Source organism: Streptomyces sp. NPDC086554, from assembly GCF_040686095.1.
Classification (GTDB): Bacteria; Actinomycetota; Actinomycetes; order Streptomycetales; family Streptomycetaceae; genus Streptomyces.
Window position 1 is genome coordinate 120,463 of sequence record NZ_JBFBJK010000010.1, and the last position, 21,741, is coordinate 142,203.

The 21,741-nt window shown below is 71.4% G+C and carries 18 protein-coding genes and 1 riboswitch; of the genes, 4 read left to right on the forward strand and 14 right to left on the reverse strand.

What is annotated here, in order from left to right:
• Positions 1 to 279: 279 nt before the first annotated feature.
• The 9 genes from AB0O76_RS18420 to AB0O76_RS18460 all read right to left on the reverse strand — a co-directional run bounded on the left by AB0O76_RS18420 (position 280) and on the right by AB0O76_RS18460 (position 12,089).
• Positions 280 to 990 carry a transglycosylase family protein gene (locus AB0O76_RS18420; RefSeq protein ID WP_266866073.1) on the reverse strand — a complete coding sequence of 237 codons (711 nt, stop codon included), beginning with the start codon at positions 988 to 990 and terminating at the stop codon, positions 280 to 282.
• A 3-nt stretch (positions 991 to 993) separates the two neighbouring features.
• Positions 994 to 1,188, reverse strand: a riboswitch (cyclic di-AMP (ydaO/yuaA leader).
• Between the two features lie 193 nt (positions 1,189 to 1,381).
• On the reverse strand, positions 1,382 to 2,413 hold the full coding sequence (locus tag AB0O76_RS18425; protein WP_365491856.1) for a transglycosylase family protein: 1,032 nt from the start codon (positions 2,411 to 2,413) through the stop codon (positions 1,382 to 1,384).
• 161 nt (positions 2,414 to 2,574) lie between these two features.
• Positions 2,575 to 3,879, reverse strand: a complete 1,305-nt coding sequence (locus tag AB0O76_RS18430; RefSeq protein WP_365491858.1) for a cytochrome P450 — start codon at positions 3,877 to 3,879, stop codon at positions 2,575 to 2,577.
• A gap of 30 nt (positions 3,880 to 3,909) precedes the next feature.
• Positions 3,910 to 5,781, reverse strand: a complete 1,872-nt coding sequence (locus tag AB0O76_RS18435) for a sel1 repeat family protein (RefSeq protein WP_365491861.1) — start codon at positions 5,779 to 5,781, stop codon at positions 3,910 to 3,912.
• A gap of 45 nt (positions 5,782 to 5,826) precedes the next feature.
• Positions 5,827 to 6,816: a nucleoside triphosphate pyrophosphohydrolase gene (locus AB0O76_RS18440; protein WP_365491864.1), complete on the reverse strand. Its 990-nt coding sequence runs from the start codon at positions 6,814 to 6,816 to the stop codon at positions 5,827 to 5,829.
• A gap of 58 nt (positions 6,817 to 6,874) precedes the next feature.
• Complete coding sequence (locus AB0O76_RS18445) at positions 6,875 to 7,540, reverse strand: SurA N-terminal domain-containing protein (RefSeq protein WP_365491867.1); 666 nt, start codon at positions 7,538 to 7,540, stop codon at positions 6,875 to 6,877.
• A gap of 150 nt (positions 7,541 to 7,690) precedes the next feature.
• Positions 7,691 to 9,250 (reverse strand): serine/threonine-protein kinase, encoded by a 1,560-nt coding sequence (locus tag AB0O76_RS18450; RefSeq protein ID WP_365491870.1) that lies wholly within the window; start codon positions 9,248 to 9,250, stop codon positions 7,691 to 7,693.
• A gap of 2 nt (positions 9,251 to 9,252) precedes the next feature.
• Entirely contained in the window at positions 9,253 to 9,825 is a 573-nt protein-coding gene (locus AB0O76_RS18455) for a hypothetical protein (protein ID WP_365491873.1), read from the reverse strand.
• Between the two features lie 194 nt (positions 9,826 to 10,019).
• Positions 10,020 to 12,089: an N-6 DNA methylase gene (locus AB0O76_RS18460; protein WP_365491876.1), complete on the reverse strand. Its 2,070-nt coding sequence runs from the start codon at positions 12,087 to 12,089 to the stop codon at positions 10,020 to 10,022.
• Positions 12,090 to 12,286: 197 nt separating this feature from the next.
• Between AB0O76_RS18460 and AB0O76_RS18465 the strand changes: the two genes are divergently transcribed.
• Positions 12,287 to 13,048: a hypothetical protein gene (locus AB0O76_RS18465; protein ID WP_365491879.1), complete on the forward strand. Its 762-nt coding sequence runs from the start codon at positions 12,287 to 12,289 to the stop codon at positions 13,046 to 13,048.
• Between the two features lie 3 nt (positions 13,049 to 13,051).
• Here the strand turns inward: AB0O76_RS18465 and AB0O76_RS18470 are convergent, their stop codons facing one another.
• The 4 genes from AB0O76_RS18470 to AB0O76_RS18485 form a co-directional block, all read right to left on the reverse strand.
• Positions 13,052 to 13,795 carry an N-acetyltransferase gene (locus tag AB0O76_RS18470; RefSeq protein WP_365491882.1) on the reverse strand — a complete coding sequence of 248 codons (744 nt, stop codon included), beginning with the start codon at positions 13,793 to 13,795 and terminating at the stop codon, positions 13,052 to 13,054.
• Between the two features lie 72 nt (positions 13,796 to 13,867).
• The gene (locus AB0O76_RS18475; RefSeq protein ID WP_365491885.1) at positions 13,868 to 14,596 is read right to left on the reverse strand and encodes an HNH endonuclease family protein; all 729 of its coding nucleotides are present in this window, start codon (positions 14,594 to 14,596) and stop codon (positions 13,868 to 13,870) included.
• The gene (locus AB0O76_RS18480; protein ID WP_365491888.1) at positions 14,593 to 15,282 is read right to left on the reverse strand and encodes an MOSC N-terminal beta barrel domain-containing protein; all 690 of its coding nucleotides are present in this window, start codon (positions 15,280 to 15,282) and stop codon (positions 14,593 to 14,595) included. The genes AB0O76_RS18475 and AB0O76_RS18480 overlap by 4 nt, the downstream gene beginning before the upstream one ends.
• A gap of 116 nt (positions 15,283 to 15,398) precedes the next feature.
• The gene (locus AB0O76_RS18485; RefSeq protein WP_365491891.1) at positions 15,399 to 16,283 is read right to left on the reverse strand and encodes a hypothetical protein; all 885 of its coding nucleotides are present in this window, start codon (positions 16,281 to 16,283) and stop codon (positions 15,399 to 15,401) included.
• A gap of 171 nt (positions 16,284 to 16,454) precedes the next feature.
• On the opposite strand from AB0O76_RS18485, the gene AB0O76_RS18490 reads away from it, so the two are divergent.
• The 3 genes from AB0O76_RS18490 (at position 16,455) to AB0O76_RS18500 (ending at position 18,179) form a co-directional block, all read left to right on the forward strand.
• On the forward strand, positions 16,455 to 16,874 hold the full coding sequence (locus tag AB0O76_RS18490; RefSeq protein WP_365491894.1) for a nuclear transport factor 2 family protein: 420 nt from the start codon (positions 16,455 to 16,457) through the stop codon (positions 16,872 to 16,874).
• A 63-nt stretch (positions 16,875 to 16,937) separates the two neighbouring features.
• Positions 16,938 to 17,714: an SDR family oxidoreductase gene (locus AB0O76_RS18495; protein ID WP_365491897.1), complete on the forward strand. Its 777-nt coding sequence runs from the start codon at positions 16,938 to 16,940 to the stop codon at positions 17,712 to 17,714.
• 90 nt (positions 17,715 to 17,804) lie between these two features.
• Positions 17,805 to 18,179: a MerR family transcriptional regulator gene (locus AB0O76_RS18500; protein WP_365491900.1), complete on the forward strand. Its 375-nt coding sequence runs from the start codon at positions 17,805 to 17,807 to the stop codon at positions 18,177 to 18,179.
• A 17-nt stretch (positions 18,180 to 18,196) separates the two neighbouring features.
• Here the strand turns inward: AB0O76_RS18500 and mfd are convergent, their stop codons facing one another.
• The gene (mfd, locus tag AB0O76_RS18505; RefSeq protein WP_365491903.1) at positions 18,197 to 21,727 is read right to left on the reverse strand and encodes a transcription-repair coupling factor; all 3,531 of its coding nucleotides are present in this window, start codon (positions 21,725 to 21,727) and stop codon (positions 18,197 to 18,199) included.
• Positions 21,728 to 21,741 lie beyond the last annotated feature (14 nt).

The following is a 21,741-nucleotide window of genomic DNA, read 5'->3' on the forward strand; positions in this document are numbered from 1 at the left end:
CCGGCTCCCGGACAAGAGCCAGCCGAGCGACCGCCCTGTGGACAAACCGAGAGCAAAAAGTTTCCGAACGGAACAAAAAGACCCCGCCCCGGCGCGTACGGGGGATATGCACGCCGGGACGGGGTGGACCCGTGGGGACGGGGGGACCCCCCGAAGCCGTCGCCGGGGGGTAGCGCCCCGAAGGGGCGCGGGGCTGTGACATGTGCGGCTCCGCCGCGTGGGCGCGAGCAACCAAAACGCACCCGCAGCCAAAAGACCAGCGAGGCGCCCCGCCAGAAATTAGCTGAGGTGAAGCTGCTGACCCGGGTAGATCATGTCGGCGTTGTCGATGATGTCGCCGTTGAGCTTGTACACCTTGTGCCAGCCGCCCTTGACGTCCTTCTCCTCGGCGATCTTGGAGAGGGTGTCACCCTTCTTGACCTTGTACTCGCCGTCGCCCTTCTTGACCTTCTTGCCGGTCGGGGTCTCGACGGTCTTCTTGGACTCGGCCTTCGGGGCGGCCTGCTTCGGCGCGGCCTCCTGCTTCGGCGCCTCGGTCTGGGCGCTCGGCTGGCTCTGCGGCTGCTCGGCGGGCTGCTGCTGCGGAGCGCTCTCCTCGGCACCGCCACCGCTGTACGCGGCGCCGGAGAGGCCCACGCCACAGCTCGGCCAGGCGCCCTTGCCCTGACCCGCGAGAACCTTCTCGCCGATCTCTATCTGCTGGGCCTTGGAGGCCTGGTCGGCGGTGGCGGCGTACTTCGTGCCGCCGTACGCGGCCCAGGTGGAGGCCGAGAACTGCAGGCCGCCGTAGTAGCCGTTGCCGGTGTTGATGGACCAGTTGCCGCCGGCCTCGCACTGGGCGACGGAGTCCCACTCGGAACCGGTGGCGGCGGAGGCCGAGCCGGCGGCCATCAGCGGGGCGGCGACCGCGACACCGGTGACGCCGGCGAGCGTGGCGACGCGGGTGGCCTTGGACGGACGGCGGTGCTTGCCCTTGCTGGAAAACAGCATGAGTGATCCCCTCACCGACGCCTACGAGGTGAGCTGTCGGGTTCGGGCCGATGAAGTTGCCCGGCCGCGCTTCCTCAAGCGCGACTTAACCCCTAGCCGGTCCCAACTCCGCTCGGCAGCTTCTTCGTTCTGCTGCTGTGCGGCCGGGCCCGGCGGAAACCTTGGGTCCCCCGCTCCTGCCTACGGCGCTTGACGCGACGACTGTTCCCGAACGGCCGTTGGCAGGACTAGGCGTACCGACCGGCGGGGCCCGCTGTGGCGAGCGGTCACGACCGTAGACATGCGATCCACGGAATTTCAAAGACGATCAGGGCTTCTGAGACCCATCTCTCACTTACGCCAAACCGGACATTAAGCGCGAAGCAACTGACCGACTCTTCGTCAACTTCCCTTACTTTTCGCCCAAATCGAGGCTCTGACCGGGGAGGATGAGGTCGGGGTCGGTTCCGACGGACTTCTTGTTCTCGGCATAGAGCGCGCTCCATCCGCCCTGCACGCCGAGGTCGTCGGCGATGGTCCAGAGGTTGTCTCCAGAGCGGACCGTGTACGTCCCGTCGGCGCCGTCCTTCGCGCGGTCGTCGCCGCGTGAGGCGTGCCGGCCGGAGCCGTCGCGGTCGCCGTTCTTGGCCTGCCCGTCGTCCGCGCTGTCACCGCGGTGCCGACCCGAGCCTTCGCCCGCGCCGGTGGAGGGGGTGGGGCTCGGGGCGGGCGAAGTGGAGTCGTCCGGCTCCGACTTGTCGGAGTCACCCGAATCATCTGACTTGGGCAAGTCACCCGACTCATCCGACTCATCCGACTCATCCGACTCGTGATTCTTGTCTCGCGAGTCGTCGCCTGCGCCGGGCTTCTCGGAGGGCTTTTCAGAGGGCTTCTCGGAGGGCTTCTCCGACGGCTCCTCGGTGGGCTTCTCGGTGGGCTTCTCGGTGGGCTCGGCCGACTCACCGGACTCCGTCGAGTCACCGGGCTCGGCGGACCCGCTCGTGTCGGTCGGCTCGTCCGACGGCACCGAGGTGATCGGAGCGCCCGGGTCGACGTCGGCGGGGGCGTCGTCCTTGCTGAGTCCGGCGATCACTCCGCAGCTCGGCCAGGCGCTGGGACCCTGGTCGGCCAGGACCTTCTCGGCGACGGCTATCTGCTGCGAACGGCTGGCCTGGTCGGCGTAGGGGGCGTAGTCGAGACCGCCGTACTGCTCCCAGGTCTCCTGGGACATCTGGAGCCCGCCGTAGTAGCCGTTGCCCGGGTCCAGGCTCCAGGAGCCGCCACTCTCGCACTCCGCGAGCTTGTCCCAGGTGGCGGTGTCCGCGGCGCTCGCGCTGGTGGCGCCGAGCAACGGGATCGCGATGGCTGATCCGGTGACACCTGCCGCGACGATGAGGGCCGGGGCTTGGCGGGGGCGTCGGTGACGACCATTACCGGAGAGCATGCAAGTGCCTTTCAGAAGACTGCAGAGGCGACTGCGGCTGCTGCGACAGCGGATGCCGAGTCGTCGGTGAACGTAGCCGCAGTCGAACAGTTGTCACAAGTCGATGCAGCGGAGATCACGTGAAAGTCACAGTCTTGACGCACCGTCAGTTCAACGGCGTCTCAAGTGCGCTTCTGTGCGGGTGTGAACTCCACCGGCAGCGTGCGCAGTCCGCGCATGATGAGCCCGCCTCGCCAGCGCAAATCACCCGGTTCCGCCGCGAGGCGCAGGTCAGGGAGGCGGCGTAGCAGGGTCGCGAGAGCGGCCTGACCTTCGAGCCGGGCGAGGGGTGCGCCGAGGCAATAGTGAATGCCGTGCCCGTATCCGAGGTGCTGGTTGTCGCGCCGGGAGAGGTCGAGCGTGTCGGGATCCTCGAACCGCTCGGGGTCACGGTCGGCGGCTGCGAGTACGACGAGAACGGGGTCGCCCTGCGCGATGTCCCGCCCGCCGATGGTCAACGGCTCGGTGGCGAACCGCCACGTGGCGAGCTCGACGGGCCCGTCGAAGCGGAGCAGTTCCTCGATGCCGGTCTCAAGGAGCCCCATGTCCCCTCCCCCGAGGGACTCCTGGAGCCGCTCGCGCTGCTCGGGGTGGGTGAGGAGGGCGTATGTCCCGTTGCCGATGAGATTGACGGTGGTCTCAAATCCGGCAAAGAGGAGAATGAAGGCCATCGCGGCGGCCTCGTTCTCGGTGAGGTGCTCGCCGTGGTCGGAGGCGCGGATGAGCCCCGAGATGAGGTCGTCGCCGGGGTCGTTGCGCTTGCGATGGATGAGCTCGGCGAGATAGCCCCGCATCTTCTTCACGGAGCGCGCGACGCCACCGCGCGGGCCACCGCCGTGTCGGATCATCATGCCCGCCCAGTCACGGAAGTCGTCCTGGTCCTCGCGCGGGACGCCGAGCAGATCGCAAATGGCGTAGATGGGGAGGGGAAACGCGAAGTCGTGAATAAGGTCCGCCTCCCCCTTCTCCGCGAACCGGTCGATGAGCTGATCCGTCAGTTCCTGCACGCGGGGCGCGAACTCGGCGACGCGGCGGGGAGTGAAGGCCTTCGACACGAGGCGGCGCAACCGCGTGTGGTCCGGCGGATCGATATTGAGCAGATGCGTCATCAGGTTGGCGCTGCGCTCGCCCGGGATGCCGGTCTTGCTCTTGGCGTGGGCGGGTTCGTCATGATGCGCCGGATTCTTGCTGAGCCGCTGATCGGCGAGGGCCTGCTTGGCATCGGCATACCGGGTGACCAGCCAGGCCTCCACGCCACTGGGCAGCGCGGTCCGGTGCACTGGGGAGTTCTCACGCAGCCAGGCGTAGGCGGGGTAGGGGTCGGTGGCGAACTCCCAGGTGAAGAGTTCTGGCCCCTGGGCCTTGGGGGGCTCCGTGTGGGCCCCTGCGGGGCAGGCTGCGGGGGTGGCGGGTGGCTGGTCTTGCATGGGTCGACGGTATCCGGACCGCCGGACTTCTCACTCCGGCGGTACGAGGGGCCCGCTCAGCCGGGCCGCCGCGGTGACGTCGCCCGCGGCCTCCGCCGTGCGGAGCCAGTGGGCGGCGCGCTTCTGGTGGATACCGGCGAGGGTGAGCATGGAGTCCGTGAAGCCCGCTTCGGCGGCGGTCTCCAGGTAGGGCATCGCTTCGGTCTCGGCGCCCCGCGCGGCGAGGAGCCTGCCCGCGTCACGTGCGCCCTCGCCGTCCCCGAGCTCCGCGGATTTGCGGTACCAGTCCTCCGCCTCCGCCGTGTCTCCGCCGTGCTCCGCCATGGCGCCGAGTGCTCCCATGGCGTCGGCGTCCCCGCCCTCGGCGCGGGGGAGAAACGCGGCGCGTGCGGCGGCCTTCACCGCCTCGGCGTCCAACTTCTCGTCGACCAGCGTCTCGGTGAGCACCGCCTCCCAGACGTCGTCCGGCACCGGCTCGGTCCCCTCGAACCGCATCGCGTCCGCGACGAGCGAGCCGTACGCTCGCACGGTGTCCCCGGAGCCAGGCACCAGCAGTCCCGCCACCCCGTGGCGGGGTTCGAAGGCCCAGTTCATCGCCGCCTCGAACGTCTCGTTGTCGACGCCGTCCACTTCGGGGTCGTGCATGATGCACACCTCGCCGAGGAGCGACACCGGCACGTCTCCCTCAAGTCCGCACCGCGCGATGTCGACGGCCGCCCGCACCAGGAGGTGGCCCAGCGGATTCCTGTGGGCCGCCCACCGCCACTCGTCCCACAGCTCCGGGCCGACCGCCAGGAACTCGGTGACGCCCCGCTCCCCGTGCCACCGCGCGGCGTCCACGAGGCGCGGGTCGTCGAACTCCGCGAGGCGTGCCAGTTCCGCCTCGCTCCAGCGGCAGCTCAGCTGGACCGAGGCCACGCCTCTGAGGAGACGGGACGCGGGGCCACCGCCGAACCGGTGGGTCTCGTACGCCTCGTCGCTCATGGTGGCGAGGACGAGTACCTTCTCTGCCGCCAGCCGGGCCAGCAGGCCCGCGGTGAGGCCGTGCTCGCCGAGGTGGCCGTCCAGGTCGTCGAGCCAGACGATGTACATGCCTTCGGGATCGCGGCCCCGGAGCTGGGCCGCAAGGTCCCGCAGATCCGTACCGGCCTGCGGTACGTAGACCCTCGCGTCACGGCGCCCGTTCCGGTGCAGAGCCGCCCAGGCCGTCCTGGTCTTGCCGGAGAGGGGTTCGCCCGTGACGACGACGAGGCCGCCGTTGCGCAGGGCGCTCCTCACCAGACCGCTGAGTTCGCCGTCGCAGTCCCTCACGACGTACGGCGGCACGCTCGACTCCCCGTCGAACCGCCGCGTGGGGTGAACGCCGAGGTCGAGGCGGCGGAGTCGGTCCTTGCGGGGCCAGTCGGCCGTCGTCACGTGGGCCGTGGGCGACTGGGTGCCGTAATGGTTGTGCTGAACCCCCACCACCGAGCCGTTGAACGTGCCGTCGCTGAAGTCGACGTGGTCGCCCTCTTCAGGGGCTGCCTGGAGAGTGAGCGAGTTGATGACCTCAGCCTGCACCACGTGATCGACGGTTCCCCCGGAGACGGTGTTGCGGGTCCGCGGACCGGCGTCCGCGCGCGGGGCGAACTCTTCGACCATGTGGCGCAGTTCGGCGGCGGCTCGCGGGTTCTCGCTCAACAGGCGGCTCAGCTGCGCCCGCCACTCGGCCTCCGCGTCGAGCTTCTGGTCCTGGTCCCCGGAGAGCAACTCGGCCCTGACCTCGTCGAGCTGGGCCGCTTCCGCCTCGATCCCTTCGGACCTGCCGTACATCCGCGCGATGCGATCCCTCGTGCCCGCCCACGCCTCCGACGCCATCACCTGCACGAGCGCCGTGCTCGCCGCCGTCAGTAACGGATCCATTCAGCCAAGCCTCCAGCCGCGCCAACTCGCCCTGGAGTAAAGGTACTAAGCCCCCGGCCCCCGCGAGGTCTCCGCCGCCCGAACCGCATCCCGATAAGCCCGCGCAGCCACCCGAAGCGCCGCCTCCGGATCGACTCCCTCCGCCTCGGCCCGCAGCGCGAGGGCAAGCAGCTCATAGCCGACGCCCTCCCCCGAAGGCACCTCCACCTCAAGCCCCGCCGTCCGCACCCGAGAGGCCAGCTTCGCCGCGAGCGCCAACCCCGGCTGGCCCAGTGGGATGCCCTCCGTCAGTGACGAGCGCTGCTTCTCCGCCGCCTTCGTGCGGAGCCAGTGCGCCTTGACATCCTCCGGGGTGTCCGCCGAGTCGTCGCCGAAGACGTGCGGGTGGCGGTGGATCAGTTTCTCGACGATGCCGCCCGCCACGTCGTCCACGGAGAAGGGGGACTCGGTGTCCTCCTCGGCGATACGGGCGTGGAAGACCACCTGGAGCAGGACATCGCCCAGCTCCTCCAGGAGCTCGTCCCTGTCGCCCTCCTCGATCGCCTCGACCAGCTCGTACGCCTCCTCGATCGCGTACTTCGCCAGGCCCTTGTGCGTCTGCTGGGACGACCAGGGGCATTCGCCGCGGATCTGGTCCATGACCTGGACCAGATCGAGGAGGCGTGCGCCCGGCAGGTCGTACGAAGCAGGGAGCAGTTCCAGGTCCGGCATCGCGATCCGGCCCGATCCCGCGAGGCGGGCCAGGCCGTCCGTCAGGGGGCGGTCGCCCTCGGCCGTGGCGATGACCAGGACCGTGCGGCCACCGGCGCAGGCGTCCACCAGCTCCTGGGCCGTGGGCGACGCCTGGTCCACGCGCACGCCCGCCTCGCGCAGATACGGAAGCTGCGGGTGCGTCGCGTCGGCGCACAGGACCGCGTCCGCCCCGTGCAGCGCCTGCCAGGCGGGCCAGGAAAGCAGGCCGGGGGCCACCCGGTGACTGGTGGTGAGGAGGATGACGCGGCCGGGGGCGTCGGCCGGGGGCGTGGTTTCGTTCACCCGTCGAACGTAACCCACGCCACTGACAGCCCCTTCCTCACGCCTGAGCGGGCTCCGCTCACGCCTGCTCGGGCCCTGCCGCCCCGTCCCCGGACACGTCGCGCACCCACGGCGTCTTCGTGTCGGTGCGCTTGGACTTCTCCACGTCCCACGAGCCGTACCGCGGGTTCAGGTCGACGTCCAGCTTCTTGGAGGCGGCGGACAGTGCCTTCCAGAAGGCCGCCTGGCCCTCGGGGGAGTTCATGTCCGCGCCCAGGCTCTTGGCCAGCTTCTGCGCCTCGATCTCCGTACGGAGGCTTTCCTCAAGGCGGGACGGGGCGACGCTGTACTGCTGCAGCCAGCCCTGTTCGAGGGCCTTCTTGCCGCCGGCCTGCTGTTCGAGGCCCGCTCTCATCGTCTGGATCTCGCGGCGGGACACGTCCACGCCCGCGTCTGTCGCCGCCTGGTGCAGGACCTTGTCCAGGACCATCGTGTGCAGGGTGCTGCGGGTGAGGCCGCCGGACTTGGCGATGGCCTGCTCGTACTGCTGGTCGTCCGGGACGGCGGCGCGCTGCGCGTCGCGCACCTCGTTCACCCGGCCCTCCAGCTGCGCGACCGTGATGCGGTCGTTGCCCACGACGGCCGCGGCACCGGGGTGGGCTTCGCTGCCGCAGGCGGTCAGGAGGGGAGCCGCGGCGATGGCGGCTACGGAGAGGGCGAGCGCGGTGCGACGGCGGCGGTGCAAGTGAGCCTCCCGGTTGAGAGATTGTGCGACGGTGCACAAAGTCTTGCGGTGATCGATGTTAGGGAGTGGCCGGTCTATCGGCCACCTATTCGACCAACGATTCTTGGCGAGTTCGGGCACCCTCGCCAGCACCCGAGCGCCGAGCCGTCACTACCCGCGCACTTGTCCTAGCCACTGCAACGTACGCCGGATCTCCGCCGGGAACGGATGACCGACCCCGTGCATCCGCTCGGCGTCCAGGAGCAGCCTCGCCAGGGTGTCGTGGGCTGCGGGGCGGTCGCCGAGGGCGAGGAGCAGGTGGCCGATGCGGCGGCGGATTTCGAGGGGGCGTTCGCGGTCGTCGGAGGCGTAGCGGTTCTCGTAGTACGGGAGGAGGGCGCGGTACTCGGCGAGTGCCGCCGCCGGTTCGCCCAGTTGTTCCAGGCACTGCGCTGCCTCGTAGCGGAACTGGAGGGAGTGCGGGTCGGCCTGTCCCGACTCGGCGGCGCGCTCGTCGGCGAGGCGGCGCAGTTCGGGCAGGGCGCGGCGGTACTGGCCGTCGTCCATCAGCGTCGCCGCGTACTGCTTGCGCAGGGAGCGGACCACCGGGGAGTGCTCGCCGTGCTTGGCGGCGGCCGCGGGCAGGATCGAGCCGAGGATGTCGACCGCCTGCGTGATGCGGCCCTCGCCGAGCAGCCGCTTGACCTCGTCGACCGCGTGCACGACATCCGTCTGGCTGCCGGGGCTGCCGGGGCCCTGGCGCTGGTCGGCCCTGTCCGGCTGGATGGCGGGGGCCGACGCCGGTGTCGCCGCGCGGTCGGGCCACGGGGCGTGCGGGCGCAGGAAGGGGCGGGTGGGGTCGAGCGGGCCGCCGGTGGGGATACCGCGGGCGGGGAGCAGCGGGGCCAGTTCCTCGTAGACCTCCTGGGCGCTGCCGTGCCGGTGCTGGGGGTCCTTGGCGAGCAGGCGCAGGACCAGCTGTTCGAGGGCCTCGGGGACCTCGGCGCGCAGGCGGCGGACCGGGAGCGGCGGTTCGTAGAGGTGGCGGTGGAGCACGCCGAGCGCCGTGGAGCCGGAGAACGGGACGTCGCCGCTGAGGAGTTCGTGGAGGAGGACGCCGAGTGCGTAGAGGTCGGTGTACGGGCCTACCGCGCCGCCCATCGCCTGCTCGGGGGCCATGTAGGCGGGGCTGCCGATGGGTGAGCCGGTGTGGGTGAGGCGGGTGGTGTCGGTGTCCATCACCGAGGCGATGCCCAGGTCGAGGATGGAGACCGTGCCGTCCTGCTTCACCATCACGTTCCGCGGCTTGAGGTCACGGTGCACGATCGGCACGGCGTGCACCGCGGAGAGCACGGCGCAGAGCTGCGCGGCGATCGCGACGGCCCACTGCCACGGGTAGGGGTCGTGTTCGGCGAGGTGGTCGCCGAGGTCCGCCCCGTCGACGTACTGCATGACGAGGTAGAGGTCCTCGCCCTCCGTGCCCGCGTCATGGACGGTGACCAGGCCCGGGTGGTCGACCTGTGCGGTGACGCGGCACTCGCGCACGAAGCGGCGGCGCAGCTCCTCCGCCTCGGCGCCCGCGACCCGGTCGGGGCGCAGGAGTTTCACCGCGACGCGGCGGTCGAGGCGTTGGTCGTACGCCGTCCAGACCTGGCCCATGCCGCCCTGGCCGATGAGCGTGGAGAGTTCGTAGCGTCCGGCTACGACGCGGCCCCCGATCCCCAGTGTCACGGTCAGCTGCCGCCTTCCTGCTTGCGCAGGTAGTCACTGAGCTCGTCGAGCTCGGCCTGTACTTGGTGGATGCGGGCCGGTGCGGGACGCGTGGGCGGGGGCGGCGTCTGCTGGGCCGGCGGCTGGTGCAGCTGCGTGGGCTGGAGGTGGACGGGGGCGGGGCCCTGCTGCTGCGGATAGCCGTAGGCGGTCTGCGGCTGCTGCGGTACGTAGCCCATGAACGGCGGCTGGCGGTACCGGCTGAAGTGGCGTATGTCCGCGAACAGGTAGTACGCCACGGCGGCCACCAGCGTGCTCAGGAGGATGACCATGCCCGCGTTGCCGGGGCCCTGGAACTCGTCGGCGCCCGGGTCGACGCCGATCAGCACGACGGCCGTCACGTCGAGCGCGGCCGCGATGCCGAACAGGACCCAGTCGTAGGACTTGCGCGTGACGACCGCGAGCCGCAGCATCGGCGCCCACGCGAGCAGGCCGCAGGTCACGACGGCGAGGACCACGAACATCACGCGCAGCGTCACATGGGTGCCGCCGGAGGTCGGCGGCGGTTGCTGCGGCGCGTAGCCGTGGCCGTGCATGGCTGCTCCTGGTGCCTGATGCAGCCGTACGTGCCCACGGGCGAACGCACGGCCGGAAGTCGAAATACGAACGGATGCAGATTCGAGCGTATAGGCCGACGAGGAGAACCGGTCCCGGGTTGTACCGAACCGTTGCCGTACTGGTCACGTCCTGATCGCGTCCTGATCGCGTCCCGGTCCGGAACCCGGTCGCCTCACTCCGGCGGAAGCGTCCCGTCCGTCAGTCCGTCGTGGAGCCCCCGCACCAACTGCTCGCCGAGGCGGCCCGCGAGGCGCAGGGTGTCCTCGAAGGCGGCGAGCGCGCGGAACCGCTCTCCGTAGCCGTGCTGTCCTTCGAGCGGAAGGCGGGGCACCTGGAGGCGGCGGATGTCGAGCCGGGCGGCGGTGGACGCGTAGCTGCTCGCCTGGCGGTTGTTGGCGGTGCCGCGCAGGAAACCGGCGAGGAACCAGGGGTCGATGGCGGCCGGATCGGGCCGCAGGAGGGTGAGCCCGCGGCCGAGCACGGCGCCCGCCGTCGCCTCGTCGATGACGCGGGCTGCGGTGCCGCCGCCGGACACCGGGATGACCACATCGCCGGTCCCGGTCACCACGGAGTCGCCGCCGACGCCCGCCTGGTCCTCCAGCTGGTCCGCCGCTCCGGAGGGTGCCGCTCCGGCGAGCACGTCGTGCTCGGTGAGCACCCGGACACCGGGCGCGCCGGAGCCCGTCCCGGTGCGCAGCAACAGGGCTCCCGCGCGGGCGAGTTCGCCGACCGTGGTGAGCGGCCACCGGACGGCGTCGGTGGCGTCGGTGGCCTCGGCGCGTGGCGGCAGCAGGTCGGCGGTCCGCCGCACGGCGTCGCCGAGCCGTTCGCGCACCGCCGTCAGCTGCTCGGCGCCGCCGCCCTCGGCCGGTGGCGGCAGGCGCCGCGCGGGGGCCAGGTCGACCTCGTCGTCGAGGAGTTCGAGCACCGGCACGCCGCGGGCGAGGCCGGGCCGCTCGTCGAGGGTGCCGTGCCTCTCGAAGTGGCGCCAGACGTCGAGGACGGCGTCCTGCACCGGGCGCCAGGCCTGCCGGTCCCTGCCGTCGGGGGCGGCGAGCCCCGCCGTCTCGACCAGGAGCAACTCGGGTGAGGCCGGTGCGTTCGGCACGGGGCGGCTCAGGACCCAGACGTGCAGCGGAATGTTGTACGGGGGTGCGGCGCCGGCGGGCAGCGCGATCACGGCGCGCAGGGCCCCGCGGCGCAGGAGATCGGCGCGCACCCGGCGTCCCGAGCGGCGGGACGCGGCGGCCGGCGGCATCAGGAGGACGGCGGTACCGCCGTCCTTGAGGCGGGCCAACGCGTGCTGGACCCAGGCGAGTTCGGACTCCGTGCGGGCCGGGAAGCCGTACTCCCAGCGGGGGTCGTAGGCGAGTTCGTCGTGCCCCCAGTTGCGTTCGTTGAACGGCGGGTGGCACAGCACGGCGTCGGCCCGCTCGTCGGCGAAGGCGTCCGCGCGCAGGGTGTCGGCGGCGGCGGCGCGCACGGTGGCGTCGGAGTGCAGGGCGAGGCGGAGCGCGGTGAGGGCGGCGAGTTCGGGGGCGCTGTCCTGCCCGTACAGGCGCTGTTCGGGGCGGGGCGGGACGGCGCGCAGCAGGGCTCCGGTGCCGCACGCGGGGTCGAGGACGGTCCGTGCGGGGGCTGCGATCTCGGCGAGTGCGGCCATCAGCTCGGCGGGCCCTGCCGGAGTGAGTGTGTACTGACGGGGGTTGGCGTCGATGTGCCGCCCGAGCAGGAACTCGTACGCCTGCCGCGCGCCCAGCTCGGCGGCGAGTTCGGCGACGCCCCTCAACAGCGGTACGGAGGGCAGCAGTTCGGCGGCCCGCGGGATGCACACGGCTCCCTGCCCGCTCCCGAAGCGCGGGGTCACGACCCCGTCCAGCGCCCCCGGAAGCCGCTCCGCCATCCGCTCGTCCGACACCGCGCTGACCTTGAGCCAGCCGGGGTGCCGGTCGCGTACGAGGAGCAGGGCGCAGCCCGCGTGCAGCAGGGCGGTCACGGGGCCCGACGGGTGGCCTGCGAGCTGCTGCCAGACCCTTTCCCTGAGCGGGACCTCGCCGAGTTTGCCCTGGGTGCGCAGCCACTCCTCGACCGCGGTGAGCGCGAAGGAGGGGCTGGTCTCGGTGCCGCCGATCGGCTTGGGGAAGTCGGCGTGCCTGCGGCGCCAGTTGCTGACGGCGGCGCGGCCGACCCCGGCGAGCCGGGCGATCCCGGCGGCGGTCACCTCTGTCGCGTTGTCCCGCACCGAACCGGCTCCCCTCAGTCCCCTGCCCCACCGCGCATGGTCGCGTCGCGGCGCTGTGGCGCCGAGCATACCCGCGCATGCGGAACCACCCGCTTCACGGGTGTTAACCAACCGCCCACCCAAGTTCATGTTGACTCGGTTCACAGGCTCTGCTGAGATGGCGTCAGCACTTACGAGCTCCTGTGGGGGGAACTTCCATGCGTCGTACCACTCTTGTCGCCGTCTGCCTGGCCGCCGCGGCGACCGTCGGCCTGACGGCCTGCGGCACCGAATCCGGCAACGCCGGGGAAAAGACCGAGAAGGCCGAGCCCAAGGGTCCGTTCGCCGGGATGTCCGGCGCCGAGATCGCCGAGAAGGCCGTCGAGACGACCTCCGACGCCAAGTCGCTCCGCATCGCGGGCAAGGCCACGGACGAGGAGACCGGCCTGGGCTCGCTGGACATGGCCCTCGACACCAGCGGCAAGTGCGCGGGCACGATCAGCACGACCGACGAGGGCTCGATCGAGCTGATCATCCCGGGCGACACCGTCTACATGAAGTACGACGAGAAGTTCCTGCGCGCGCAGGGCAAGGGGGAGCCCGCCGCCGACACCCAGGCCGCGGTGGACATGCTCGCGGACCGCTGGGTGAAGACGAAGGCGACAAGCTCCGACGCGAAGGACATCGCCGGGTTCTGTGACCTCGACGTCCTGCTTGCCGACTTCCGGGACGTCAACTCCGCGGCGCGCAGGGGCGGCACGACCACGGTCGACGGCACCCCGGCGATCAAGCTCACCGAGAACGACGGCAAGGAGAAGTACACGCTCTACGTCGCCACGGAGGGCAAGCCGTATCTGCTGAAGGTCGACCAGACGACCGGCGGGAAGCCCGAGTCCCTGACCTTCAGCGACTACGAAAAGCCCGTGAAGACGACACCGCCCACGGGCGACGTCCTCGACCTGGACGAGCTGGCCGGCTGACCCTCACAGCACGTGCCGCACCCACACGTTCGGCTCGACGTACACCGCGTACCCGCGCTCGGGCTCGCAGTGCACCGGCACCAGGGCGCCCGGCACCTCGACCGTGCCCCGCGCGTCGAACGGCAGCCCCGTCCACTTCCGCCACTGGGCGGTCGAACCGGACACCGTCATCGACGCGTGGGCCACCTTCTCGATGGTGCCGCCGGCGCGCACGTGCACCCGCAGCCACGGGTCGGCGGGCAGCCCGTCGTCCCGCTTGCGCTGCGCGTACGTGTCGATCTGCGCGGCCGGTTCGAGGTGCTTGGCGTTCGGGCGGACCGGGGCGACGACCTCGGAGAAGCCGCGGGCGCGGGCGTTGTCGCGCATCGCGGCGAGCATCCGCCCTGAGACACCGTGCCCGAGGAACTCCTTCGCCACGGTGATCTCGATCGCGCTCACCGTGTCGGTCTTCCTGCCGTGCCGCAGGTCGGCGAACGCCCACAGCATGACCTGGTCCCAGCCGCCGTCCGGCAGCTCACCGCGGCCGTCGGCGTGCAGCGCGAACGGCACGCTGAACGCCTTGGCCACGAGCTCGCCCCGCTCGTCCGTGGCGACCAGGACGTACTCGGGAAGGTCCTTGACGATCCGCCCGATCATCGACCAGGCGATCGGGTCGTTCCCGATGAACTCCGGCCAGGTGTCCTCCATCTGCCAGAGGGGCACCGCGAGTTCGGGGCGCTCGGCCAGGGTTGTGATCTTGAGGTCCATGCGGGGGAACCTAGCGGGCATTGGCCGGTCTGTTAAGTGGGTTTATTCCGGCATCCGGCGCGGGGGATCCACTCAGCGCGCGTGGAAACGCCCCGGCGCCGTCGTCGGACTGCCGCCGGACGGCAGCTTCTCCTGCGGGCAGCCCGAGAGCACCCGCTTCATCGCGTCCCGCTCGGCGCCCGTCACCCACACCCCGTACTTCTTCTTCACCGCGACCTGCCGGGCCACATACGCGCACCGGTAGCCCTTGTCGGGCGGCAGCCAGGTGGCCGTGTCGCCGTCGCCCTTGCCCCGGTTGGGGCCCGCGTCGACGGCGAGGAGGTTGAGCGGATCGTTGGCGAAGGCGATGCGCTTGCTCGGCTCCCAGCCGCCCGCGCCCTTCTGCCAGGCGTCCGAGAGGGCGACGAGATGGTCGATGTCGACCCTGCTGCGGCCGCGTACGAAGGTGACGTCCTTGCCGGTGTACGGGTCGGGCGCGAGCGTCCCGGAGGCCACTTCACAGTCGCCGTCCCGGAACTTCACGCCCTCCAGGTCGCGCTTGAGTATGTCGTCCCGGGTGCCGCAGCCGTTGGAGTCCGTGTCGGCCCATGCGCTGCCGAACCGCTCCCGTTCGTAACCGGTCCTGGGCGCACGGCCCTTGACGGTGAGCGAGTCGACGGCCGCCAGCGCGGAGCCGGCCTTGGCGTCGGGGCCCGATGAGCCGCCTTCGCCCTTCTCCTCCGGGGTGCAGCCGGTGATGACGAGCAGTGTGAGCAGCGCGAGGGCCTTGACCCGGGTGGCGCGGGTGGTGCGTCGGATCACCGGGCGGCCACCGTGGCGCCGAGTGCGAGGGTGCCGGGGGTCACGACGTCCGCGTACACGCCGATGCACATGCCGCGCGTGGCGGTGAGGGTCTTCAGGACGCGGTTGTCGGCGGGCAGGCCGCGCTGGGCCTGGGTGGTCATCACGCAGCGCTCGATGCGCTCGGTGACCCGCAGCCGCAGCTCACCGCCGAAGTCGATCTCCCGGCCGACCCACTCCTCCTCCGCCCACGGCTCGTCGGTCTCGACCACGATGTTCTTGCGCAGTCTGCGTACGTCGACGGGGTCGGCGTCGCCGATCAGCTCGCCGAGCGCGCGCAGCGACGCGGTGCCGACGATCGAGACGGCACCCGCGTCCTGATGGCTGACGTCGCCCTCGCGCGCCAACTCCACACCGGCGCCGAAGAGTTCCGCGATCCGCGGATCCCCGGGCCGCAACGTTTCTCCGTCCGGCGTGGTGACGACGGGACCCTCGTCGTCGTACGCGCCGACATGCTCGAGCAGCCCCGGCGTGCGCCGGAACCGTCGGCTGTTCTTGCCGCTCCCCAGCTTCCCGTCCTCGTACCGCAGGGCCCACAGCCGGTCCCCGACCACGCCACGCTCGTCGACGACGAGTCGCTCGTGCGCCTCCCCCAGCATCGATTTCACCGGAAAACAGACGAGCCCCACAACGGCGCCGTGCGCCATGCCGCTTCCCCTCCCCTGAGCCGACTCTCGTTCTCCAACACGGCAACCGTAACGCGCGCGGGCAAGGGGCGGGGGCACCCTTGGCCACTTACACGTTGCCGCTCACACCTTGCCGCTCACACCTTCCCGATCCCCAGCGTCGTCTCCGACGGCAGGAGCCCCGAGCCGAGCACCTCGACCCACAGCGGTCCGAGGACGTCGGCCAGGCGCGCCACGGCCTCATCACCCAGCGCGCGCCACGGCGCCGCCGCCAGCTCGTCCGTACGCCCCTCCACCTCGTCCCGCAGCGCCCGCCCCGCCTCGGTCGCGGTGCCGTCAGGGCTCAACAGGCCCCGCGCGACGAGGCGTTCGGCCGCGGCCGACCACTCGTCCGCACTCCACCCGCGGCTCGTGAACGTCCGCGCGGACGCCGCGCCGACCCCCGCGAACGACACCAGCGCCTCGGCCGGGTCGAGCCCCGCGACGAGCAGCGCCGCGAGATGGCCGTCACCGCGGTGTTCGCGCAGCACGGTCGCCGCGTGCCACAGGGCGAGGTGCGGCTGTTCGGGCCAGGGCAGCGCGGCGTTGGCGGCGGCGAGCGGACGCCCCGCCGTGTTCGCCGACCCGGCGGCCCGCCGGGCGAGATGGGCGGCCTCCGCGAACTCGGGCCCCTCGACACGGTCACCGAAAAGGGCGCGATATCCACGGTCGACGCCGCGCAGCCGCGCATCGAGCACGGCATCGGGAGCGGCGGTCCGCCACGCGGCCGGAACGTACTCGCCCACCATCCGCGGGCTGAAGCTGTAGAACGCCGAAGCCACCCGCTCCGTCCCCGCCGTCCCGAGCGGCGCGGCCCGCCAGGCGAAGTAACTCGGCCACCGCTCATCGGTCTTGAACCCGAGCGCGGCGGCCTCTTCGAAGGCCTCAGGGGCGTAATAGACCACCGCGTGCAGTGGTTCGAGCAGATGCCACATCTGCCGCACCCGTCCCGTATCGACCGTCCCCGACTCCCCTGCGGCCATGGCCCCTCCTCACGACGTGCCCCACCTGATGACGCGTACAACGTGTCATCGAGGAGTCCCGTCGCGCAGCATTACCTCATTACCTCATTACCTCGGACGTAATCGCGTCTTCCCGGCCCGCGCGGCACGATCGTCAGCAACCAAGGCCCGCCCACCGCAAGGAGATCCGCCATGACCGCGACGTCCATCGCCGACGCCACCCGCGCCACCGTCCAGGAGTTCCTCGCCTGCCGGCTCGCGGGCGACACCGAGCGCCTGACCGCCCTGTTCGCCGACGAGGTCGACTGGCTGCTCGCCGACAACCCGGGCGTGCCGTGGATCCGGCCGCGGTCCACCGCGGCGGAGTGCGCGGCCCAGGCCGCCGAGATGGGCGAGTACGTGATCCCGGAGGCCTCCGGCGCCACCGCGGACACGCTGCTCGTCGACGGCACCGACGCCGTGATCTTCGGCAGGCTCTGGGGCACCGTGCGCGACACCGGCAAGTCCTTCGAGGGCCCGTTCGCCCTGCGGCTGACCGCCGAGGACGGCCGCATCACCCGGCACCACCTCTACGAGAACAGCCTGTCGATCGCCGAAGCCTGCGCCCGCTGAGCCCACCGGTGGGCGGGGCCGCGCTTGACCCTGCCCCTAGCGGCAGGGTCGGAGCATCTGCGCATGAGCCACAACGAACAGCAGGAGCAGCAGAAGCAGCAGGACCGGACCGTCCTCGTCACCGGCGGCGGCACCGGCATCGGACGGGCCACCGCGCTCGCCTTCGCCGCCGAAGGCGCACGGGTCGTCGTCGTGGGACGGCGGGCGGAGCCGCTGCGGAGCACCGCCGCGGCGGGCGACGGCCTCATCACCCCGCTCGTCGCCGACATCACCGCGGACGGCGGGCCCGAGCACATCGTCCGTACCGTCCTTGAGACCCACGGCCGCCTCGACGTCCTCGTCAACAACGCCGGAGTCGTCCGCACCGCGAGCCTCGGCAGCTACACCCGCGAGGTGATCGACCTCCAGCTCGCCACCAACCTCGTCGCCCCCGTCCTGCTCACCCAGGCCGCGCTCGACGCGCTGAGCGAGACCCGGGGCGTCATCGTGAACGTCACGACATCCGTCGGGCAGCGCGGCTGGCCCGGCAATTCGCTCTACCCCGCCACCAAGACCGCCCTCGAACTCCTCACCCGCGGCTGGGCCGTCGACCTCGCGCCGCGCGGCATCCGGGTCGCCGCCGTCGCGCCCGGCGCCGTGGCCACGCCGATCGCCGACCACTCCGGGTTCACGACCGAGGAGAAGGCCGCCATCCGGAAGTGGCAGATGGAACACACCCCGATGGGGAGGGTCGGACGGCCCGAGGAGGTCGCCTGGGCCATCACCCGGCTCGCGTCCCCCGGCGCCTCGTTCATCACCGGCGTCGTGCTCCCCGTGGACGGCGGCGCCGTGGTCTCGTAACGCCTCGCCGTACGCGCCACGCCGTACGCGCCACGCCGCGTGATACGAAAGGCTCCGGCCGAAGGAGGACCGGAGAAGGGGGCCTTGCGGATGCGCATCGGGGAGCTTGCGGCGGTCACCGGGGCGACGCCGCGCGCGTTGCGGCACTACGAGGAGGCCGGGCTCATCGAGTCCGAGCGCGCCCACAACGGCTACCGCCTGTACGACGCCGGGCGGGCCGTCACGCGCGTGCGCAACATCCGCTTCCTCCTCGACGCCGGGCTCACCCTCGACGACGTACGCGTCTTCCTGCCCTGTCTGGACGGGGACATCGCGGGCACGTCCCCGTCCGACGAGGGCCTGCGGGTCATCCTCGACCGCCTTGCCGTCATCGACCGCCGCATCGCCGCCCAGACGGAGGTCCGCGACCGCCTGGTGTCGCAGCTGGCCCGGGCCACCGGCGGACGGATCCGCACGGTGGCCTGAGCCGCCGCCCAGGACCCCTACGACCCCAGGATCGACGTGAGGAACTCCCCGACCCAGCCCAGGAGTTCACGCCCGATCAACGGCTTCCCGCCGACCTTCGCCGTCTTCGGGCGCGGTACGAGGATCTGGTGGGCGTTCTCCTTGATGACCGTGCCGGGGTAGAGACGCTTGAGCCTGAGCTCCTGGGACTCCCGCAACTCCACAGGGGCGAAGCGGATGTTGTTGCCCTGCAGCACGATCTCGCCGACCCCGCACGCGCGGGCCAGCATGCGCAGGCCCGCCACCAGGAGGAGGTTCTCCACCGGCTCGGGCAACTTGCCGTAGCGGTCGGTGAGTTCCTCGCGCACCGCCTTGACGTCCTGCTCGCTGCTCGCGGAGGCGATGGATCGGTAGGCCGCGAGGCGCAGGCGCTCGCCGGGTGCGTAGTCGTGCGGGACGTGCGCGTCCACCGGCAGCTCGACCTTGACCTCCAGCGGCGGCTCCTCCTCCACCCCGCCCTCCAGGGAGGCGCGGTAGTCGGCCACGGCCTCGCCGACCATGCGTACGTACAGGTCGAAGCCGACGCCCGCGATGTGGCCGGACTGTTCGCCGCCCAGGAGGTTTCCGGCTCCTCGGATCTCCAGGTCCTTCATCGCCACGTACATGCCCGCGCCCATCTCCGTGTGCTGGGCGATGGTCGCAAGGCGCTCGTGGGCGGTCTCGGTGAGGGGCTTCTCCGGCGGGTAGAGGAAGTAGGCGTAACCGCGCTCGCGGCCACGTCCGACACGGCCGCGCAGCTGGTGGAGCTGGGAGAGGCCGAAGTTGTCGCCGCGCTCGACGATCAGGGTGTTGGCGTTGGAGATGTCGATGCCGGACTCGACGATCGTCGTCGAGACGAGCACGTCGAACTTCTTCTCCCAGAAGTCCACCACGACCTGTTCCAGGGCCTGTTCGGACATCTGGCCGTGGGCGGTGGCGATGCGGGCCTCGGGGATGATCTCGCGAAGGCGGGCCGCCGCGCGGTCGATCGACTCCACCCTGTTGTGGATGTAGAAGACCTGGCCCTCGCGGAGCAGCTCGCGGCGGACGGCCGCGCCGATCTGCTTCTCCTCGTACGGGCCGACGAAGGTGAGCACCGGGTGGCGCTCCTCCGGCGGGGTGGTGATGGTCGACATCTCGCGGATGCCGGTCACGGCCATTTCCAACGTACGGGGAATCGGGGTCGCCGACATCGTCAGGACGTCCACGTTGGCCCGCAGCTTCTTCAGCTGTTCCTTGTGCTCGACGCCGAAGCGCTGCTCCTCGTCGACGATGACCAGGCCCAGGTCCTTGAACTTGGTCTCGGAGGAGAAGAGGCGGTGGGTGCCGATGACGATGTCGACCGAGCCGTCGCGCAGGCCCTCCAGGGTCGCCTTCGACTCCGTGTCCGTCTGGAAGCGGCTCAACGCCCGCGTCTTCACCGGGAATTGGGAGTAGCGCTCGGAGAACGTACCGAAGTGCTGCTGGACGAGGAGGGTCGTGGGGACCAGGACCGCCACCTGCTTGCCGTCCTGCACCGCCTTGAACGCCGCGCGCACCGCGATCTCCGTCTTGCCGTAGCCGACGTCGCCGCAGATCAGGCGGTCCATCGGGACCGTCTTCTCCATGTCCTCCTTGACCTCGGCGATGGTGGTGAGCTGGTCGGGCGTCTCCACGTACGGGAAGGCGTCCTCCAGCTCGCGCTGCCAGGGGGTGTCGGCGGCGAAGGAGTGGCCGGGGGCCGCCATGCGGGCGCTGTACAGCTTGATGAGGTCCGCAGCGATCTCCTTGACCGCCTTCTTCGCGCGTGCCTTCGTCTTCGTCCAGTCGGCGCCGCCAAGGCGGTGCAGCGTCGGGGCCTCCCCACCCACGTACTTGGTGATCTGCTCCAGCTGGTCGGTGGGGATGTAGAGGCGGTCGCCGGGCTGGCCGCGCTTGGCGGGGGCGTACTCGACGACCAGGTACTCGCGGGTGGCGCCCTGGACGGTGCGCTGCACCATCTCGATGTAGCGGCCGACGCCGTGCTGCTCGTGGACGATGTAGTCGCCGGCCTCCAGGGTCAGCGGGTCGATCGTCTTGCGGCGGCGGGCCGGCATCCGCTGGCCGTCCTTGCCTGCCGCCTTCTGCCCGGAGAGGTCGGTCTCGGTGAGGACGGCGAGCTTGAGGGCCGGGTCCAGGAAGCCGTAGTCGATCGAGCCGCACGAGACGTGCACGACGGAGGGCGTGAGCTCGCTGAGGTCCGCGTCGAGGCGGGCCGCGATGCCCTCGCCGCCGAGGACCTCGACGGTGCGGGCTGCGGGGCCGTGGCCCTCCGTCACATAGACGGTGCGCCAGCCGTCGGCGAGCCAGCCCTTGGTGTCGGCGAGCGCCTTCGCGGTGTCGCCCCGGTAGGTCTCGGTGGCGTGCATGCCGAGCTTGAGGGTGTCGTCGTCCAGATCTTCGTCGGCGGCGAAGGGGCTCACCGACCACCACATCATCCCGAGGTCGCTCGCGTGGTCGCGGACGTCCGCGATGCCCCACAGCGAGGCCGCGCCCACGTCGATGGGGGCCTCTCCGCCGCCCGCGGTCGCGGCCCAGCTCGCCTGCAGGAACTCCTGACTCGTGGCCACCAGGTCGGCGGCCCGGGTGCGCACCCGCTCGGGGTCGCAGACCACGGCCATGGAGTCCTTCGGCAGGACGTCGAGCAGCAGCTCCATGTCGTCGACCAGGACCGGCGCGAGGGACTCCATGCCCTCGACGGCGATGCCCTCGGCGATCTTGCCGAGCAGCTCGCCGAGCTCGGGGTGGGCCTCGGCCAGGGCCGCGGCCCTCTCGCGTACGTCGTCGGTGAGCAGCAGCTCACGGCAGGGCGGCGCCCACAGGCCGTGCTCGGCGACCTCCAGGGAGCGCTGGTCGGCGACCTTGAAGTAGCGGATCTCCTCGACGTCGTCGCCCCAGAACTCGACGCGGAGCGGATGCTCCTCGGTCGGCGGGAAGACGTCGAGGATGCCGCCGCGCACGGCGAACTCACCGCGCTTCTCGACCAGCTCGACACGGGAGTACGCGGCTGCCGCGAGCGCCTCGACGGTCTCGTTCAGGTCGGTGGTCTGCCCCTGGCGCAGGGCGACGGGCTCCAGGTCCCCCAGGCCCTTGACCTGCGGCTGGAGGACGGAGCGCACGGGGGCGACGATGACGGAGACGGGCCCGGTCTCGGGGTCGTCCGCCCGGGGGTGCGCGAGCCGGCGCAGGACCGCGAGGCGGCGGCCGACGGTGTCGGAGCGGGGCGAGAGACGCTCGTGCGGGAGCGTCTCCCAGGAGGGGTACTCGACGACTCCGTCCGGCGGGATGATCGTGCGCAGGGCGGCCGCCAGGTCCTCGGCCTCCCGGCCGGTCGCCGTCACGGCGAGGACGGTGCGCTTCGTCTCGCGGGCGAGTGCGGCAACCGCGAAGGGGCGGGCCGCGGGCGGGCCGACCAGGTCGACGTGCATGCGGTTGCCGTCGGTGGCGGCCTTGACCGCTTCGGCGAGTGCGGAGTCCTTGACGACAGCGTCGAGCAGACCGTGCAGGCTCATGTGGGCTTTCGCTT

Bases quoted from the DNA above. Each gene is read 5' to 3' on its own strand.
- mfd (WP_365491903.1), bottom strand. From the start codon at position 21,727: ATGAGCCTGCACGGTCTGCTCGACGCTGTCGTCAAGGACTCCGCACTC.
- AB0O76_RS18490 (WP_365491894.1), top strand. From the start codon at position 16,455: ATGACCGCGACGTCCATCGCCGACGCCACCCGCGCCACCGTCCAGGAG.
- AB0O76_RS18500 (WP_365491900.1), top strand. From the start codon at position 17,805: ATGCGCATCGGGGAGCTTGCGGCGGTCACCGGGGCGACGCCGCGCGCG.
- AB0O76_RS18470 (WP_365491882.1), bottom strand. From the start codon at position 13,795: ATGGACCTCAAGATCACAACCCTGGCCGAGCGCCCCGAACTCGCGGTG.
- AB0O76_RS18465 (WP_365491879.1), top strand. From the start codon at position 12,287: ATGCGTCGTACCACTCTTGTCGCCGTCTGCCTGGCCGCCGCGGCGACC.
- AB0O76_RS18430 (WP_365491858.1), bottom strand. From the start codon at position 3,879: ATGCAAGACCAGCCACCCGCCACCCCCGCAGCCTGCCCCGCAGGGGCC.
- AB0O76_RS18435 (WP_365491861.1), bottom strand. From the start codon at position 5,781: ATGGATCCGTTACTGACGGCGGCGAGCACGGCGCTCGTGCAGGTGATG.
- AB0O76_RS18480 (WP_365491888.1), bottom strand. From the start codon at position 15,282: ATGGCGCACGGCGCCGTTGTGGGGCTCGTCTGTTTTCCGGTGAAATCG.
- AB0O76_RS18425 (WP_365491856.1), bottom strand. From the start codon at position 2,413: ATGCTCTCCGGTAATGGTCGTCACCGACGCCCCCGCCAAGCCCCGGCC.
- AB0O76_RS18455 (WP_365491873.1), bottom strand. From the start codon at position 9,825: ATGCACGGCCACGGCTACGCGCCGCAGCAACCGCCGCCGACCTCCGGC.
- AB0O76_RS18495 (WP_365491897.1), top strand. From the start codon at position 16,938: ATGAGCCACAACGAACAGCAGGAGCAGCAGAAGCAGCAGGACCGGACC.
- AB0O76_RS18485 (WP_365491891.1), bottom strand. From the start codon at position 16,283: ATGGCCGCAGGGGAGTCGGGGACGGTCGATACGGGACGGGTGCGGCAG.
- AB0O76_RS18420 (WP_266866073.1), bottom strand. From the start codon at position 990: ATGCTGTTTTCCAGCAAGGGCAAGCACCGCCGTCCGTCCAAGGCCACC.